Origin of the sequence: Hymenobacter volaticus (assembly GCF_022921055.1) — a bacterium.
GTDB lineage: Bacteria > Bacteroidota > Bacteroidia > Cytophagales > Hymenobacteraceae > Hymenobacter > Hymenobacter volaticus.
The window spans coordinates 3,784,863-3,798,796 of record NZ_CP095061.1 but is presented as its reverse complement, the minus strand read 5'-3'; the positions used below and the strand labels follow the sequence as shown (position 1 = coordinate 3,798,796).

General features: G+C 56.5%; 16 protein-coding genes and 1 pseudogene. 9 read left to right on the top strand and 8 right to left on the bottom strand.

Annotated elements, in window-relative coordinates:
- Positions 1–351: 351 nt before the first annotated feature.
- Both MUN86_RS16505 and MUN86_RS16500 read right to left on the bottom strand, forming a co-directional pair.
- Positions 352–1,164, bottom strand: a complete 813-nt coding sequence (locus MUN86_RS16505) for a rhomboid family intramembrane serine protease (RefSeq protein ID WP_245119154.1) — start codon at positions 1,162–1,164, stop codon at positions 352–354.
- A 209-nt stretch (positions 1,165–1,373) separates the two neighbouring features.
- A complete protein-coding gene (locus MUN86_RS16500) occupies positions 1,374–2,219 on the bottom strand; it encodes a hypothetical protein (RefSeq protein WP_245119153.1) in 846 nt (281 codons plus the stop codon).
- 154 nt (positions 2,220–2,373) lie between these two features.
- On the opposite strand from MUN86_RS16500, the gene MUN86_RS16495 reads away from it, so the two are divergent.
- The 6 genes and pseudogenes from MUN86_RS16495 to MUN86_RS31255 form a co-directional block, all read left to right on the top strand.
- Complete coding sequence (locus tag MUN86_RS16495) at positions 2,374–2,679, top strand: hypothetical protein (RefSeq protein WP_245119152.1); 306 nt, start codon at positions 2,374–2,376, stop codon at positions 2,677–2,679.
- Positions 2,680–2,716: 37 nt separating this feature from the next.
- The gene (locus tag MUN86_RS16490) at positions 2,717–2,995 is read left to right on the top strand and encodes a hypothetical protein (RefSeq protein ID WP_245119151.1); all 279 of its coding nucleotides are present in this window, start codon (positions 2,717–2,719) and stop codon (positions 2,993–2,995) included.
- Positions 2,996–3,400: 405 nt separating this feature from the next.
- Positions 3,401–4,705: a serine hydrolase gene (locus MUN86_RS16485; RefSeq protein ID WP_245119150.1), complete on the top strand. Its 1,305-nt coding sequence runs from the start codon at positions 3,401–3,403 to the stop codon at positions 4,703–4,705.
- Positions 4,702–5,358: a M15 family metallopeptidase gene (locus MUN86_RS16480; RefSeq protein ID WP_245119149.1), complete on the top strand. Its 657-nt coding sequence runs from the start codon at positions 4,702–4,704 to the stop codon at positions 5,356–5,358. Before MUN86_RS16485 ends, MUN86_RS16480 begins: the two co-directional genes overlap by 4 nt.
- Positions 5,359–5,425: 67 nt before the next feature.
- Entirely contained in the window at positions 5,426–5,680 is a 255-nt protein-coding gene (locus MUN86_RS16475; protein ID WP_245119148.1) for an LURP-one-related/scramblase family protein, read from the top strand.
- 67 nt (positions 5,681–5,747) lie between these two features.
- Positions 5,748–6,023: pseudogene (locus MUN86_RS31255) on the top strand (family 10 glycosylhydrolase); the annotation flags it as partial.
- Here the strand turns inward: MUN86_RS31255 and MUN86_RS31250 are convergent.
- Complete coding sequence (locus MUN86_RS31250) at positions 6,023–6,148, bottom strand: hypothetical protein (RefSeq protein WP_280640654.1); 126 nt, start codon at positions 6,146–6,148, stop codon at positions 6,023–6,025. The pseudogene MUN86_RS31255 and the gene MUN86_RS31250 sit on opposite strands and share 1 nt — an antisense overlap.
- On the opposite strand from MUN86_RS31250, the gene MUN86_RS31245 reads away from it, so the two are divergent.
- Genes MUN86_RS31245 through MUN86_RS16460 form a run of 3 tightly spaced genes read left to right on the top strand, consistent with a single transcriptional unit; the run spans position 6,137 to position 7,514 of the window.
- Positions 6,137–6,847, top strand: coding sequence for a glycoside hydrolase family 10-like protein (locus MUN86_RS31245; RefSeq protein ID WP_280640531.1), 711 nt, complete (start codon positions 6,137–6,139; stop codon positions 6,845–6,847). The genes MUN86_RS31250 and MUN86_RS31245 overlap by 12 nt on opposite strands.
- Positions 6,844–7,020: a hypothetical protein gene (locus MUN86_RS16465; protein ID WP_245119147.1), complete on the top strand. Its 177-nt coding sequence runs from the start codon at positions 6,844–6,846 to the stop codon at positions 7,018–7,020. Before MUN86_RS31245 ends, MUN86_RS16465 begins: the two co-directional genes overlap by 4 nt.
- On the top strand, positions 6,981–7,514 hold the full coding sequence (locus MUN86_RS16460; protein ID WP_245119146.1) for a hypothetical protein: 534 nt from the start codon (positions 6,981–6,983) through the stop codon (positions 7,512–7,514). Before MUN86_RS16465 ends, MUN86_RS16460 begins: the two co-directional genes overlap by 40 nt.
- Positions 7,515–7,749: 235 nt before the next feature.
- On the opposite strand, the gene MUN86_RS16455 is transcribed toward MUN86_RS16460, so the two are convergent.
- The 5 genes from MUN86_RS16455 to MUN86_RS16435 form a co-directional block, all read right to left on the bottom strand.
- Positions 7,750–8,181, bottom strand: a complete 432-nt coding sequence (locus MUN86_RS16455) for a Fur family transcriptional regulator (protein ID WP_245119145.1) — start codon at positions 8,179–8,181, stop codon at positions 7,750–7,752.
- A 101-nt stretch (positions 8,182–8,282) separates the two neighbouring features.
- Positions 8,283–9,542 (bottom strand): hypothetical protein, encoded by a 1,260-nt coding sequence (locus tag MUN86_RS16450; RefSeq protein ID WP_245119144.1) that lies wholly within the window; start codon positions 9,540–9,542, stop codon positions 8,283–8,285.
- A 45-nt stretch (positions 9,543–9,587) separates the two neighbouring features.
- On the bottom strand, positions 9,588–11,174 hold the full coding sequence (locus tag MUN86_RS16445) for a SusD/RagB family nutrient-binding outer membrane lipoprotein (RefSeq protein WP_245119143.1): 1,587 nt from the start codon (positions 11,172–11,174) through the stop codon (positions 9,588–9,590).
- A 96-nt stretch (positions 11,175–11,270) separates the two neighbouring features.
- A complete protein-coding gene (locus MUN86_RS16440) occupies positions 11,271–12,011 on the bottom strand; it encodes a hypothetical protein (protein ID WP_245119142.1) in 741 nt (246 codons plus the stop codon).
- A 5-nt stretch (positions 12,012–12,016) separates the two neighbouring features.
- Positions 12,017–13,849 carry a TonB-dependent receptor domain-containing protein gene (locus MUN86_RS16435; protein ID WP_280640530.1) on the bottom strand — a complete coding sequence of 611 codons (1,833 nt, stop codon included), beginning with the start codon at positions 13,847–13,849 and terminating at the stop codon, positions 12,017–12,019.
- Between the last annotated feature and the right edge of the window lie 85 nt (positions 13,850–13,934).

The window sequence follows — 13,934 nt, the reverse complement described above, 5'->3', positions numbered from 1 at the left end:
ACTACTAGGATCTCTAGTGGATGTAACGGCGCTGTAAAAAAGGCCCGCAGGAGATGATTCGATACCCTCATCTACGGTAGTCCAGCTGAAAGGTACTACTAAGGCTCTACGAGTTACCCAGGTTTCAAAGGTGCCGTTGGATATTGCCTGAGCGGAAGAGGTTGATGCAAATAGGCTGAGGCTAGCAGTAGCCAGTGCGAGTAGAGTTGCTCTCATGAGTGAAGGCGAGTTGAAAAGACAGTGTTCTTACCCTGATAGATCAGGGATAGAGCCAAATAGTTGTACTTGTAAAAGTAAAAATTTGATTTGTTTAATACTCAACTATTGTTCTAGAAGTTTAAGCACTTGCAATCAAACCTTTCTACTACCCACCAACCCAAGCACTAACCCCGTTGCAAAGCCGGTCAGTAAGCCGCCTACGTGGGCGGCGTTGTCGGTAGTGGGGCCTTCTAACCCACCAACCAAACTGCCAAGTGCGAAATAGAGCAACAGCCCTATGATACCTGCCCGGTCTTGGCGGGTTCGAAAGTGAGTGCGCGTAAGCAGTAAGGCCAATAGCAACCCATATAGTCCGAAAATAGCGCCCGAAGCTCCCACTGAATTAATGCCCTGGGTGTGCCACCACCAACTCGTGAGGCTGCCTCCAATACCACTCAATAGATAAGTCAAGAGCCAAGGTCCGCGGCCTACTTTTGCCTCGGCTAGCAAACCGAGTAGGAGTAGGGCGCTCATATTAAGAAACAAGTGAGCCGGCCCACCGTGCAAAAATACGCTCGTGAGTAGCCGCCAGGGCTGCATCGGAGTTAAAGGTGAGAAATTGGAACCCCAAGCCACAAGGTCAGGCCCGGTGGGGTTCAGCAGGCTCACCCCGCTCAGCCCCATCAGCAGGAATACCAGTAGATTCGAGAGGATCAATAGTGGCGTGATGTAATAGCCTTGCCGCGGCCAAGCAATACTTTTCACTAGCCGCCTTAGTTGACGCGGCCAGCTTTCAACTGGTTCTGGCGGAAGAACGGGGGTAGGGGCGGGGGTAGGCAGCTCGGTTGGTATCAAGCCCCGGCGCTGTAACTCCTGCACAGCGGCGTTGGCGACGGCAGGTGAGTAGCGCGCGCCGTGCTGCGCCAAATACAGCAGCTCCGCGTCGGTTTTATCTTCGAAGGGCATAAAGCAACCCGTGTGATGTAGCGTAGGCAGGACAAGAACACCCTACTTTTGCTTTAACAACAGTACGCACAAAATGACACAAGCCCTTCCCGTTGGCTACGGTCAGGGCTTGATTGTCAGTTGAAAATTTTCTGTTGAGCAATAGCTGCCGGTGTTAAGCGCTACTGTTTGGGTCTGGTTATTCCATCGAACGGTTCCGCGGCAAAACTCTAAAAAGTAGCCCGCCGAAGCCGACCGTTCCACTTTTCGCGGCTCAGCAACGACTCCCTCATCTGCGCGGCGGAGTCGGCCAGATTCGTAATATCAGGATCGAGGATAACTTGGTCGTTTTGTGCACGGCGGGCTATTTCCTGTAGCGTTTCAATGCGTAGATAGGCAGCTCGACGCATTAGGTCCATGCGCTCGGCGAGGGTGGCAGTGAGGCCGTGGTTATACACAAGGGCCTTGGTGAGCCGCCGCCATTCTTCAATCACGACGGGCGCTTGTTTGGCCAGCCCAACATCAGACGCATCGCCCTTCAACTCTTTGAACAAGTACGCCGATTGATTTTCCGCATTCCAGTAGCGGGTGGCGAGGAGCCGGTATTTGCGAGTAGCGGTGGTGTCTTCGCTGCGGGCGGCGGGGGAGAGCTGGCGCATCTCTTGCGCGATTTGAGTGCGGGTAAGAGAGTCAAACGTAGGAATGAGATGCGTTTCTACGGTTTCCAACTCGATGGGCCCTTCTATTTCTTGTTGCGCCACCACGGCCTGAGTGGCTTTGCTTTGCATGTTTTTCCAGTACAGAATACCGCCAACGAGCAGCACAGCCAGCAATACCACCCACGGCGTGGGGCGCTGCCAGAGGCTAGGCTCTTGCTCTTCCTGATAAGGCAGGATATAGTTTTCGCGCGGAAGAGGTTCGGGCTGGGCGGGGTCGGGGCTGATGCCACGGCGGCGTAGTTCGCGGCGGGCGGCGGCAATCAGGTCGGCGTGGTATAGCTCGGGGTGCTGCGCCAGAAATAGCAGCTCGCCATCGGTTTTTTGGGAAAGAGAATCAGAAGGAAGTAAAGTAGACATAGTGAAACAGAACGCGGATAATTTAGAAAGAAGCAGTTCCCAAGTTCTGGAAAAGCCACCGTACTACCATGCCCTCTCGGTGAACGCGCCAGCCGCTGCCGCGTATAGCTTGTACTGCTCTTTCCTCATCCACTCACCGAAACACTTGAAAGTTATGGATAAGCCCACCGAACAACCCATCGACGCCAGCAACCTGCCCGAAGCAAGTAGCTCGCAAACCGATCAGCGGCAACCCGAAGGCCGCCAAGCCCCCGGCGGCCCCGACACGGGCAACAACGCCGACGACAACTCAGGCAGCGGCGGCACCGAAGGCGGTAAAGAAATTTCGGGCGCCCGCGTGCGTTCGGGTGCGCCCAACTACGATGCCCCCGGCAACGCCCAAGACGGCGACGTTGGTGGCAACAGCATCAGCAGCGGCACCGGCGTATCGGGCGGCGAAACCGGCAAGGTAAATCTGTAGTCTACTCTCACCTGTATAACCCCCACCTCCCTCCATCATGGCAAACAATCAGCCCGACCCCTCTTCAGATAAGCAGCAAAACGAAGCTGCCGAACAGCAAGCCAGTGAAATGAGCACCGCCGGTCGCATTCCCGGCCAAGAAGATCAGGACCCGCAAGCCAGTGGCAACCCCGAAGCCACGAGCACCCAAGAAAATATGGGTGACGGTTCTGGCATTCGTGGCGAATACGGCAACGCCGGCCAAACCAACGGCATGGAAGGCGGAGCCAATTCAGCCGAGGACGGCAGCCCTATAGAAGACCAAGGAGCTGAATAAGCATCAACAAGTAAGCTCCAAGTGCCGATTCTCAAGGAGAAAATAGCAGGCGCGATGAGGCGACAAACATCACTGTTTTAACCGCCTTTAAAATCGAGTGAAACAAAGAAGCGGAGTATAGCATGATTAAATTCCTGCTGTACTCCGCTTCTTTGTTTGTCTACAAAATCGTAGCACAATACGAGTGCAACAGGGACATCATACGACATGATTTAGCAAAATGGTCAGTCACTGAAGAGCTACGCCATCAGGCAGGTGGTGCACTTCGCGCCATTATGCAGGCTTCATCTATGCCTTGTCCGAATGCGAAATAGCGCATCTGTGCTATCACTTAGGAGGCTCCCTACTTCTTTTAATTGAGACAAACCCTCCTATAGAGCCCGGAGAATTTTATCTTCCGGCCATATGAGGGGTTTCTTTTTTGGTATTAGATATAAAGTACGGGCGTTGGTGGTCACGCTCCTACTGCCCGTTGCCGCGTGGGCACAACGTGGCGGTAACCCGCTGCCGCGCCTGCTACGGGCCGATACAACCCATTTCGGGCGGGTGCTGCGTAATCCGAAGGCGTACCGGGTGCAGGTCCTGTACACGCAAATCAACCGCGACGCGGCAGGCCAGCCGCACTTTCGTACGTTTCGCTATGGCGCTTCTCCTAAGCAGTATTTCTATCCGGCTAGCACCGTGAAGCTGCCAGCGGCGGCCTTGGCGCTGGCGAAGCTACGAACCCTGCGTGCCCAGATACCAGGTCTTACGGCGGCCTCTCCGCTGCGAATAGATTCGGCTTTTGCTCGCCAAACCCGCGTGCTTCGCGATTCGTCGGCTGCTTCGGGGCGGGCCAGCGTGGGGCAATACGTGCGCAAGGTGCTTTTGGTGAGCGACAATGATGCCTACAACCGGCTGTATGAGTTTGTGGGACAGCAAGAACTGAACGACAAGCTGCGGACTCTTGGTTTGCGCCAAACTCGGCTGATTCATCGGCTTTCGGTCGGCGACGAGGAGCCTGGCTCCCGGCATACCAACCCACTGGCTTTTTACGCTGATACGGCCCTCACGCAACCGCTATACGTGCAGCCTTCCGCCTACAACAGTCAACCGTTGCCAAAGCTAGCGGCGCGAGATGTTCGGGTTGGGGAGGCGTACATGCAGGGCGAAAAACGAGTGGAAGGTCCGCTGGACTTTAGTACCAAAAACAACTTTCCGCTGCCTGAGCAGCAGCAAGTCTTGCGGGCCTTACTGTTTCCAGAGGCCACGCCCGCCGAGCACCGGTTTGCACTGGCCCCCGCCAACTACCGGTTTCTGTACCGCTACCTCTCCATGCTGCCCCGCGAAAGCCGCGCTCCGCGCTACGATGTCGCACACTTCCCTGATACCTACGCCAAATTTCTGCTCGGCGGTGGGGGTATTGCGCCGCTGCCTCCGGGCGTACGGGTGTTCAATAAAATTGGGCAGGCGTATGGCTTTCTCATCGACAACGCCTACGTCGCTGATTTCGTGCACGGCGTCGAGTTTATGCTGGCCGCCGTCATCTACGTCAATGCCGACGGCGTACTCAACGACGACCACTACGACTACGATACCATCGGCTTTCCCTTCCTGCGCGACCTAGGGCAGGCGGTGTACAACTACGAGCGGCAACGTACGCGCCGCTATCCGGCCAACCTGAGCCAGTTTCAGCTAGACTATATCGTAGAAGGAGAGGATGCCCCATGATGCCAGCCACAAACGCCTCAGCCGCGCCCAATGCCCACAACCTGCCGGTAGTTTCCGATGTGGCTACTTACCAGCACCAAGCGCAAGCGAATCCGGAAGCCAAGCTGGTTGATGTAAAGAAGCTGATTCCGACTATCGAGCTCGATATTCGCTATGCCACATCTGTCAATGTGCTAGGGGAACCACTCTACCCCAATGCCGTGGCGTTTCTGCGGGCTCCCGCCGCCGCCGCATTGCAGCAGGTGCAAGCTGCCCTGGCCGCGCAAGGCGTAGGGTTAGTTGTGTTCGATGCCTACCGACCGTACAGCGTAACCGTGCGGTTTTGGAACCAAATTCAAGACGAAACCTACGCCGCTCCACCTTGGCGGGGCTCCCGGCACAACCGCGGCTGCTCCGTGGATGTGGGGCTAGTAGATGCCGCCGGCCAGCCACTCCTCATGCCTACTGATTTCGACGACTTAACGCCCGCGGCGCATGCTGCCTACGAGCCCGTAACGGCGGAAGTACGTCGCAACCGCACCTTGCTGCTCGATACCATGGCCGCTTTCAACTTCGTAAACTACCCGGCCGAGTGGTGGCACTTCGACTTTGCGCGATGGGCCGAGTTCGAGTTGCTGGATATTCCATTTTCCGCGTTGGCCTACCCAAATTAGTCGCAGACATTGGGTATTCGAAATGCAAGGCTAGTATGTATCTTCCAACTCATTGGCAACCCGGTACATGAAGAAGTTTACGGTAGACACGCACGGCCATCACCTTGAAATAGAAGCCAGCCTTTGGAATGGCCGGGAAAGAATTACCTATGACGGGCAAGTTGTATCTGATAAGAGAAGCTACCTGTTTGTAAGCCCCCACATCTTCACGGTGGCGGAAGATGGTGCTGATGCGGTGTATGAATTAAACGTGCTGAGCGGAGTGTTCCGAATCGGGTTTGTAGTGCGCCGCAACGGTATTGCCATGGCAACTAGTTCTTAGCCAATTAAAACAATAGGGATATCCGGGCGGGAGGCGCTAATTTGCAGGCTGATTCCCTTTTGTGCTGATGTCTCACTTGTTTGCCGCTTGCCGGCTTCTTGCCTTTTTTATTTCCATTGTAGGCCTACAGGCTATCCTCGCGCGCCCCGCTCTTGCCGATGTGCCCCCCAAACGGGAACTGCGCGGCGTCTGGATTGCCACGGTCGAAAATATTGACTGGCCTAGTTCGCGCAATCTCACCCCCGACCAGCAGCGGCGCGAATACCGCCGCATGCTGGACCAGCAGCAGCGCAACGGCATCAACGCGGTGTTCGTGCAAGTGCGTCCCGCTTCCGATGCTTTCTACCAAAGCAACTTAGAACCTTGGAGCCGGTGGCTGACGGGCACGCAAGGCAAAGCGCCTAACCCGCCTACGACCCGCTGCCGTTCCTCATCGAAGAGGCCCACAACCGGGGCATGGAATTTCATGCGTGGTTCAATCCCTATCGGGCTTCCATGGATTCGGTTACGCGCCGCTTGGCCCCGAATCACCCGTTTCGGCAGCATCCCGAGTGGTTTCTGCGTTATGCGGGCAAATTGCTCTACAATCCCGGCTTGCCGGAAGTACGCCAGTACATCAACCGCATCATCATGGACGTGGTGCGTCGCTACGACATCGACGGCGTGCATTTCGACGATTACTTCTACCCGTATCCGGAGGCAGGCCAAGTGATCCACGACGAAGCGGCTTTCGCGCAGTTCAACCCCGACAACCTCACGCTGCCGAATTGGCGCCGCCAAAACGTAAATGTGCTCATCCGTGACCTGCACGATTCCATTCAGCACACCAAGCGGTGGGTGAAGTTCGGCGTGTCGCCGTTTGGCGTTTGGATGAACCAGCGCAACGACCCGGAAGGCTCTGCTACATCGGCTTTCGAAGGCTACTCAGGGCTGTATGCCGATGCCCGGGAGTGGACGCGCCAGGGGTGGGTCGATTACATTCTGCCGCAGCTGTATTGGAGCAGCAGTTTCAAGGTGGCGGCATATCCGGTGCTGCTGGAGTGGTGGTCGCGCAATCGGTTTGGGCGCCACCTCTACATCGGGCAGGGGCCTACCGGATGCTGGAAACCAGCCGCCGCGACACGGCTTGGCTCGGCAACCGAGAATTGCCGCGGCAAGTCCGCATGAACCGTTCTTTCCCCGCCGATGTGCAGGGCAGCGTATTCTTCAGCTCGAAGTCGTTGCTGGTAAACCCGCGCCACGCGGCCGATTCGCTGCGTTTGAATCTGTTTCGTTATCCGGCCCTGGTTCCTACCATGCCGTGGCTGGATGCCGTACCGCCCCGCCCGCGCAAAACCTAGTGGTCACGGCCTCGCCCAAAGCCAATAGCCTCACCTGGCAGCCTGCCCCCATTGCCCCCGATGGTGACCTAGCGGCCTACTACGTGCTCTACCGCTTCGCCGCAAACGAAACGCCCACTCCCGACGACCCGCGGCACATCCTGACCGTGTTGCGTCCGCACCCGGGTGCTGGCCTGGCTTACGTCGATACCACCGCCCGTCCGGGCCTTGGCTACGCCTACTACCTTACCGCCGTGGATAGGCTGCATAATGAAAGCCGCCCTGTAAACGTGCGTACTACGGGCCGCCCCGTCGAAATTATTGTCGCGCAGGCTTCGGCCAACCCGGCGCCCGTGCCGCCCGCTGTACCGCCCGTGGCTACCGCGCCAACTCGGCCCACGCCCTCCACTACCACGCGCATTACCACTTCGGCTGGCAGCATCACCAAAATCAAGACGAAGGTTAAGCCCCGCAGAAAGCGCGGCTTCTTCCAACGGTTATTCGGTGGCCGGTAGCCATTATTTGTAAGCTCACGCTTGAAATAGAAAGCCTCCCTTGCTTTGCGTAAAGGAGGCTTTCATCTGGCGGCCAATTCCGTGTTAAACGGTAAGGCACTTTCGGAATAAACGCCGGGTGGGTGCTTATGCGCTTAGAAACACGAACACGGTGAAAGGGTTGCAGTCCGCCGCTTAGATATAGCAGTATAAGGCGTGTATTTACTTCTTTACTAGTATAATACAAGGTCGGCTTTTAAGCTGGCTGGCACCGCTGGCACACCCCCGACAACAAATAGTCGCGGGTGGTAGCGCGGAAGCCGCCGGGAAGTGCAACGTCCGGTACCGGCACTTGGTCGAGGCAATAGGTTTGCTGGCAAGCAGTGCATTTGAAATGCACATGGTCGTCGGTGTGGGCGTGCTCGGTGCACGCGGCCGGGGCGCAAGCAGCGTAATGGATAATGTCGGTAGTACCCACCACGCGGTGGATTACGCCTTTCTGCTCGAAGGTGCGCAACGTCCGGTACAGCGTAATTCGGTCGGTATCGGGACCTAACTGCTGCTCTAGGTCGTGGCTGGAAAGTGCATAAGGGGCAGTCTGCAAAGCACGCAGTACCGCCCGACGCACTGGCGTTTGGCGCAGGCCGTGGTGGGAGAGGGCAACAGAAATAGGATCGGCAGTGGGCATTTTCAAAATTACAGATTCAAGCAGACTTACAGAGTAGATATCAAACAACAATGCCACTCCAATTAGAGTGGCATTGTTAGCTGAAAAGAGTTGTGGCTGTTCTATAGCGAACGGTAATCGAAACGGAGGCGAGCCGTAGAACCGGCCGTGCTTGGCTTTATACCTAGCACGCGCACTATCATAAACTCATTAGTACCGCGCAGCTTTACCAGAATCAGATCATTGGTAGCTAGGGTAGCCACAGTAGTCGTTAGCTGACCCGCTACCTGCGCTTGATAGTAGCGACGCGCGACACTGTTGGAGGTAGCCGACGGGAAAGCTTGAGGGGTTATTTCCGTAGCTGGCAACCGGAAAAACTGCGTAGTGTTGGCCGTGGCCAGATTGAGTGCTGTGCCGTTCAGCGTTAGGTAGATGTCCTTAGCGGTAGCCGGATTCGTGTTGGGCTCGTTCGAGCCCGTTTTCAGGTTGAACGACAACGAATCAGGGTTGGCGCTGGGCCCAACTGCTAGCGAGCCGGTGCGCTGCTGGGGCAACGCCGTCGGCGCAACTACGGTTACGGTGCTACTCACGGAGGCGGTTTGTTGCAACGAATACGTGACAAATCGGAAGGTGACCTGCTGCCCTGCAGAATTGCGCGGTACCGTCACATCTACGGCGCGGGTGACGGCTGCCCCGCTGCTTAGGCGCACAGACCCAATGCGCCGCTCTGCGCCGCTTCCTATTTTGTAGAAATAGGAGAGGCTGTCGAGCGTCTTGAAAAGCGGTGGGCTGGACCCCACCACAAAGCTCGTTGGCAAGGTGGTAATGCCCGTTTCGTTGAGAATAACGGAGTAAGTGATGATGTCATTCTCCGACTGCTGAGCGGCTGTCAGGCCGTTGCGAAATGTGGCTGGTGTGGTGTTGAACTTGATTTCTGGGGCCCGTGCCACGTTGAATGGTACGGGGCGGGTGCGGGAGCCACCGTTCTTGAAGTTCACGACCACATCTAAGCGCACCGGCTGCTTGTTGGGTAGCGTCGACGGTACCGTATAGGTCACAAGCTGCGACGTGGTACGGTTCACCTCGTTGTAAGTGAAGTTCGGGGCCAGCGTAGCTACCACTGTGGAGTCGGTTTTGCTGACGACTTGCACCAGTTGGATATCCTGCACTTGATCGGGTTCGGCGGCGGCCACCTCAATACGCACCAATTCACCAGGCGCGTACTTGGTTACTACCGGAATAAAACTCGTCAACGTGATTTGGGCGTTGTCGTCTTTAATTCCCGAGTAGGGCTGTTCCAATTCCTTATCGCAACTCGTGGTAAGAACTGTAGCGGCCAGCAGCAAAGCCGGGAACAGACGGAGTAAATAGGGTTTATGCATGGCTTAGAGTAAGCTTCAAGAGAAAAATTACAACGCAGTCAGCCACTAGGGCCGGTCCCACCACAGGGGTTTGGCGATATAATCGTCGTTGGTAGTAGAGCCTGCTTCAGAAAACATCCGTGCTACCTCGTCGGGGTTGTAGAGAGTTTCGGTGGCTCCTGGCAGCATTCGGCGCGGCCAGCGCATGGCAGGGTCGGTGGCAGCAGCCAGGGGAGTGTTCACAGAGTTGCCCACTGGGTACTGCAAGTTCACGTACACATCGGAGTTGAAGTCATAACGGCGCATATCCGACCACGATTCCGGATTCAAAAACATGGCGATATACTTCTGCTCCATAATGGCCCGCGGCACGTTCGGGTTGTTGGGCGAAGCCAGTTGGGCTTCGGTTTGGGCTACGGCAGAACTGCTGAGGTAAGCCGCAATCTGAGAGGGGGTGATAACCGGAAACGTAACGGCAGGTGCCGAGAATGTGCCTCCGCTTCCAATTTTGGCCATGTGGGCCCGGATGCCCTCCTTGTACGCCGTCAGCGCGCGCCCCCTGTTACCCGCCTTGAAGGCGGCTTCGGCTTCAATAAACTTCAGCTCGTGGTAAGTGATAACCTCGAAGTAGCCCAAGTCGCGGGCGTACCAACTAGCGTAGAAGTCGGTAATGGTGGAACCAGGTGTCAGGTTAATTGTGGCGGTGGTGCCTACGCCGGGTGCTACGCCGGTGCTGGTAGTCGGGGCCATAATGCCGAAACGCGGGTCAACGACACCAGGATAGGTAGAACCGTTCAGGTACCGGATAAAATTGGTAGAGAAGGTAGCCGTGCCGAAGTTGGCGCGGGTCGTCCCAAAAATGTTGGTGGTGTTAGCCAACGGAGCTATTGCCGTCTGGAACTGAATCTGCGCATCGTCGTCGCTGCTCGTGAAGCCCTTGTCCACTAAGGCTAGCACCGCGGCGGGGTCATAGCTGGTCTTCTTGGTGAGGTGCTGAAGCTGACGGGCTTTCAGCGAGTAAGCCAGCCTGATCCACTTCTTCACGTCGCCTTTATACAGAATGTCGCCACTTTCGCTAGGCGCCGTGCTGTAAAAGGGCCGAGAATTGGCACTGGCATCCTTGCTCATCTCTATAATACCCTCGTCGAGCAGTTGATTTACTGTGGCATAAATCTGCTCCTGCGAGTCGTATTTGGGCTTGAAATTAGCGCCGCCCTGGTACGCCTCTGAATAGGGTACGTCGCCCATCATGTCGGTGAGGTGGGCCAAAATGAGGGCCTGCATGATCTTGCCGGCTCCTACGTAATACGCCGAACCTTCAGCCTGCGCCGCGGCTATCATCGGCGGAATGTTACCACCCGATTGAAAGTAGGAGTAGTTGAACGTGTTGGTGCTCTGGGCGTTAGTGAAGCGAAATTGGTCGTTGCCGCCGCTGTTGGCAGTGCGACTCACCACGTACTGCTCAATGTAGGGCGTCCGTAGCGCCGTAAACATCTGGGTCTGGATGCCATTGCTGATAATGCTGGGCAGCAGAAAGTTAGGAGTCGTAGTAGAAGGGTTGTTGGGGTTGTCGTTCACATCGAGGTAGCTCTCGCACGACGTGAAAGCGCCACCACCCAGCAGTAGCCCTACAAAAAGGAGGTATTTTTTCATTGGGAATCGTATAGCTTAATTGCTTGGTTGTTAGAGAGCTGTGTATCCGACTATTGCCAGAACGAGCTCTTGTTTAACAAGTCAGCCATTAGACAATTAGAAAGTAACCCGTAGGCCCATGTCCACGCCGCGCGTGGCGGGTACGTTGCCGTAGTCGAAGCCATTGGAACCACCGCCACGCACGCCGGAACCCGCCGCTGCCGTTTCGGGATCGGCTCCGCTGTAGTTGGTGAGCAGCACGAGGTTGCGGCCGGTCACGTTCAACTCAATGGCCTTCAGAAACGTAGTTTTGCTGAGCAGAGAAGTAGGCAGAGCGTAGCTGAGCGTCACGTAGCGCAGCCGCGACCAAGAGGCATCTTCAATGAAAGGAGTGCCCACCAAGCCCAAAATGTTTCGATAGTAATTCTGGGTCAGTTCAACGGTCCGCGTGTTTGGCGCGTACGTGCCGTCGGCGTTGGCTATCACGCCGTCGAACACCACCTGACTGCCACGTTCGGCCGTGCGGGCACTGGTGCCCGTACCAGTCGAGTACAAATCATTGCCGTTAATCACCTGGCCACCCACCCGGAAATCCAGCAAAAAGCTCAACGACAGATCCTTGTACGTGAACGTATTGGTGAGCTGGGTGGTAAACCGGGGCGCTCTGTTGCCCGCATAAACGAACGTGGTGCCTGGAATTGGATACCCCGTGGTAGGGTTGATCAGGAGCTTGCCATTGTCTGGGCTGTTCGGGTCAGTAACCCGCTGGAAATCATAGGCCCCGACCCCTGTAATAGGCCGCCCTATGAATGCGCCACCCTGGTGCACGTTGGTGATAAAAGCGTCGGACTGAAACACCACTGTTAGAGGCGCGGGCAGCGACTCGGTGAGGTTGGTATTGTGGTAAAAGTTGGCCAGAATATCCCATGTGAAGCCCCCGCATCCTTGATGGGGGTACCGTTCAAGGTCACTTCCTGGCCTTCGTTGGTTACCACGCCGCCGTTGATGTATTGCAGAATGTAGCCACTGGCTTGACTCACGCGGGGCGCAATCAGTTGGTCTTTGGTGCGCGAGAAGTAGTAGTTGAAGTCGAGGCCGAGGCGGTTTTGTAAGAATTGTAGGTTGATGCCCGCTTCGTAGGAGCGAGTGCGCTCGGGCTTCAGTAGCGGGTTCGAGCCGAAGAAGTCGTTGCGGAAACCGCCCCCGATGTAAGTGTTGGTAGTTAGCGGCGACTCTACGCGATACGGCCCGGTGTCGCGACCTACCTCCGCTACTGAGGCCCGGAGCTTACCATAGTTGAGAATCTTGTTCTGCTCCATGCCCAAGGTGCGCGTAAACTCGTAGCCGACTGCTGCCGAGCCGTACCCAAAACCCTTGCCGAAGATTTTGCCTTCGTCGGGGCGGGGCAGGGTCGAGGATTGGTCGTAGCGGCCCTGCAATTCCACTGTCACCTGATCATACAACGAGGCACTCACACGGGCGAAGTTGCCAACCAGCCGTCGCACCGATAAACGCTGCAAGGCACTGCGGTTTACCGTGTTATTAATGCTGGTAAACGTTGGGTTCTGGAAGATCAGACCAACATAGTCTACTGCTTCGTCGCGGCTCTGCTCGATGGTGTTGCCGAGAACCAGTGTGCCGCGGAAGTTTTGGTTGAACGTATGGTTGAAGGAAGCCAGTGTAGTAGCCGTCAGCAAGCGGTTCAAGTCCACAGTTTCAGCAATACCACCGTTCTGGTTGCTAGCCTGCGAAGTACCTACCGCTCGCACCGAAGTGGAGTGGGAGCTAGCCAAATCAGTACCGATGTTATGGCTCAGAGTCAGGAACGTGAAGGGCTGATAGCTCAGCTGCGTGTTCCCGATGAAGCGGTTGGTACGGTCGGTTTGGGGGTTGAAGCGGGCTGTCCAGTACGGGTTATCGGCGTCGGCATCAATGCCGGTGTTGGGTGGTAGCAAACGGCGGCGCGTGCCGTCCGCGTTCAGGTAGTTGCGGGCGTCGTCGTTCTGGGGCCAGTTCAACAAGCTTAGTAAGAAGCCCCCAGACGAACTGCCAGCGGTGGTCAGAATACCCGGACCTTGTAGGGTACGTCGGCCGCCCGAGTTCAGGTATTGGGCCGAGGCCGTCACGCTTATTTTCGGCGAAATCTGGGCTGTGCCCGAGAGGCGGACTGTGGTCTTGTCGTAGTCGTTTTCGGGAGTTACGCCCGTCTGGTCGAGCCGCGACGCTGACACAAAGAACGTAGCCTTTTCCGTGCCGCCCGACATATTTAGAAAGTTCTGAAACGCATAACCTTTCTGGAAAAAATCGCCTAGGTTATCGTAAATCGGTTGGTCTGGCTGGAAACGTGCGCCCCATGAGTTACGCGTGGTGGCGTCAAACACACCTTCAATGCCCTGCCCGTACTCGCGTTGGAGCTTAGGTAGCCGGTTCACCTCGTCCACCGAAAACTGGGTGCGGTAGCTGAGCGTCGTACGGCCCGCTACGCCTTTTTTGGTGGTAATAACCACAGCCCCGTTGGCCGCGCGCAAACCATATAGTGCAGCGGCAGCCGGACCTTTCAGGACTGTGATGCTGGCAATATCTTCGGGGTTGATGTCGCCGGCGCGGTTGGGTGTGCCCACCGAGCGGCCCAGCTGGCCGTTGAACTGCGACCCGGCTCCCGGCGCCGTGCTTTCCTGAAACGACGAGTTATCCATGATGATACCGTCGATGATAAACAGCGGCTGGTTATCACCGTCGAGTGAAGTGCCCCCCGAATCACGATGGCTGTGCCCTCACCCG

Bases quoted from the DNA above. Each gene is read 5' to 3' on its own strand.
- MUN86_RS16455 (WP_245119145.1), bottom strand. From the start codon at position 8,181: ATGCCCACTGCCGATCCTATTTCTGTTGCCCTCTCCCACCACGGCCTG.
- MUN86_RS16500 (WP_245119153.1), bottom strand. From the start codon at position 2,219: ATGTCTACTTTACTTCCTTCTGATTCTCTTTCCCAAAAAACCGATGGC.
- MUN86_RS16505 (WP_245119154.1), bottom strand. From the start codon at position 1,164: ATGCCCTTCGAAGATAAAACCGACGCGGAGCTGCTGTATTTGGCGCAG.
- MUN86_RS16475 (WP_245119148.1), top strand. From the start codon at position 5,426: ATGAAGAAGTTTACGGTAGACACGCACGGCCATCACCTTGAAATAGAA.
- MUN86_RS16465 (WP_245119147.1), top strand. From the start codon at position 6,844: ATGAACCGTTCTTTCCCCGCCGATGTGCAGGGCAGCGTATTCTTCAGC.
- MUN86_RS16450 (WP_245119144.1), bottom strand. From the start codon at position 9,542: ATGCATAAACCCTATTTACTCCGTCTGTTCCCGGCTTTGCTGCTGGCC.
- MUN86_RS16495 (WP_245119152.1), top strand. From the start codon at position 2,374: ATGGATAAGCCCACCGAACAACCCATCGACGCCAGCAACCTGCCCGAA.
- MUN86_RS31250 (WP_280640654.1), bottom strand. From the start codon at position 6,148: ATGAAATTCCATGCCCCGGTTGTGGGCCTCTTCGATGAGGAACGGCAG.
- MUN86_RS16480 (WP_245119149.1), top strand. From the start codon at position 4,702: ATGATGCCAGCCACAAACGCCTCAGCCGCGCCCAATGCCCACAACCTG.
- MUN86_RS16490 (WP_245119151.1), top strand. From the start codon at position 2,717: ATGGCAAACAATCAGCCCGACCCCTCTTCAGATAAGCAGCAAAACGAA.
- MUN86_RS16435 (WP_280640530.1), bottom strand. From the start codon at position 13,849: ATGGATAACTCGTCGTTTCAGGAAAGCACGGCGCCGGGAGCCGGGTCG.
- MUN86_RS31245 (WP_280640531.1), top strand. From the start codon at position 6,137: ATGGAATTTCATGCGTGGTTCAATCCCTATCGGGCTTCCATGGATTCG.
- MUN86_RS16445 (WP_245119143.1), bottom strand. From the start codon at position 11,174: ATGAAAAAATACCTCCTTTTTGTAGGGCTACTGCTGGGTGGTGGCGCT.
- MUN86_RS16485 (WP_245119150.1), top strand. From the start codon at position 3,401: ATGAGGGGTTTCTTTTTTGGTATTAGATATAAAGTACGGGCGTTGGTG.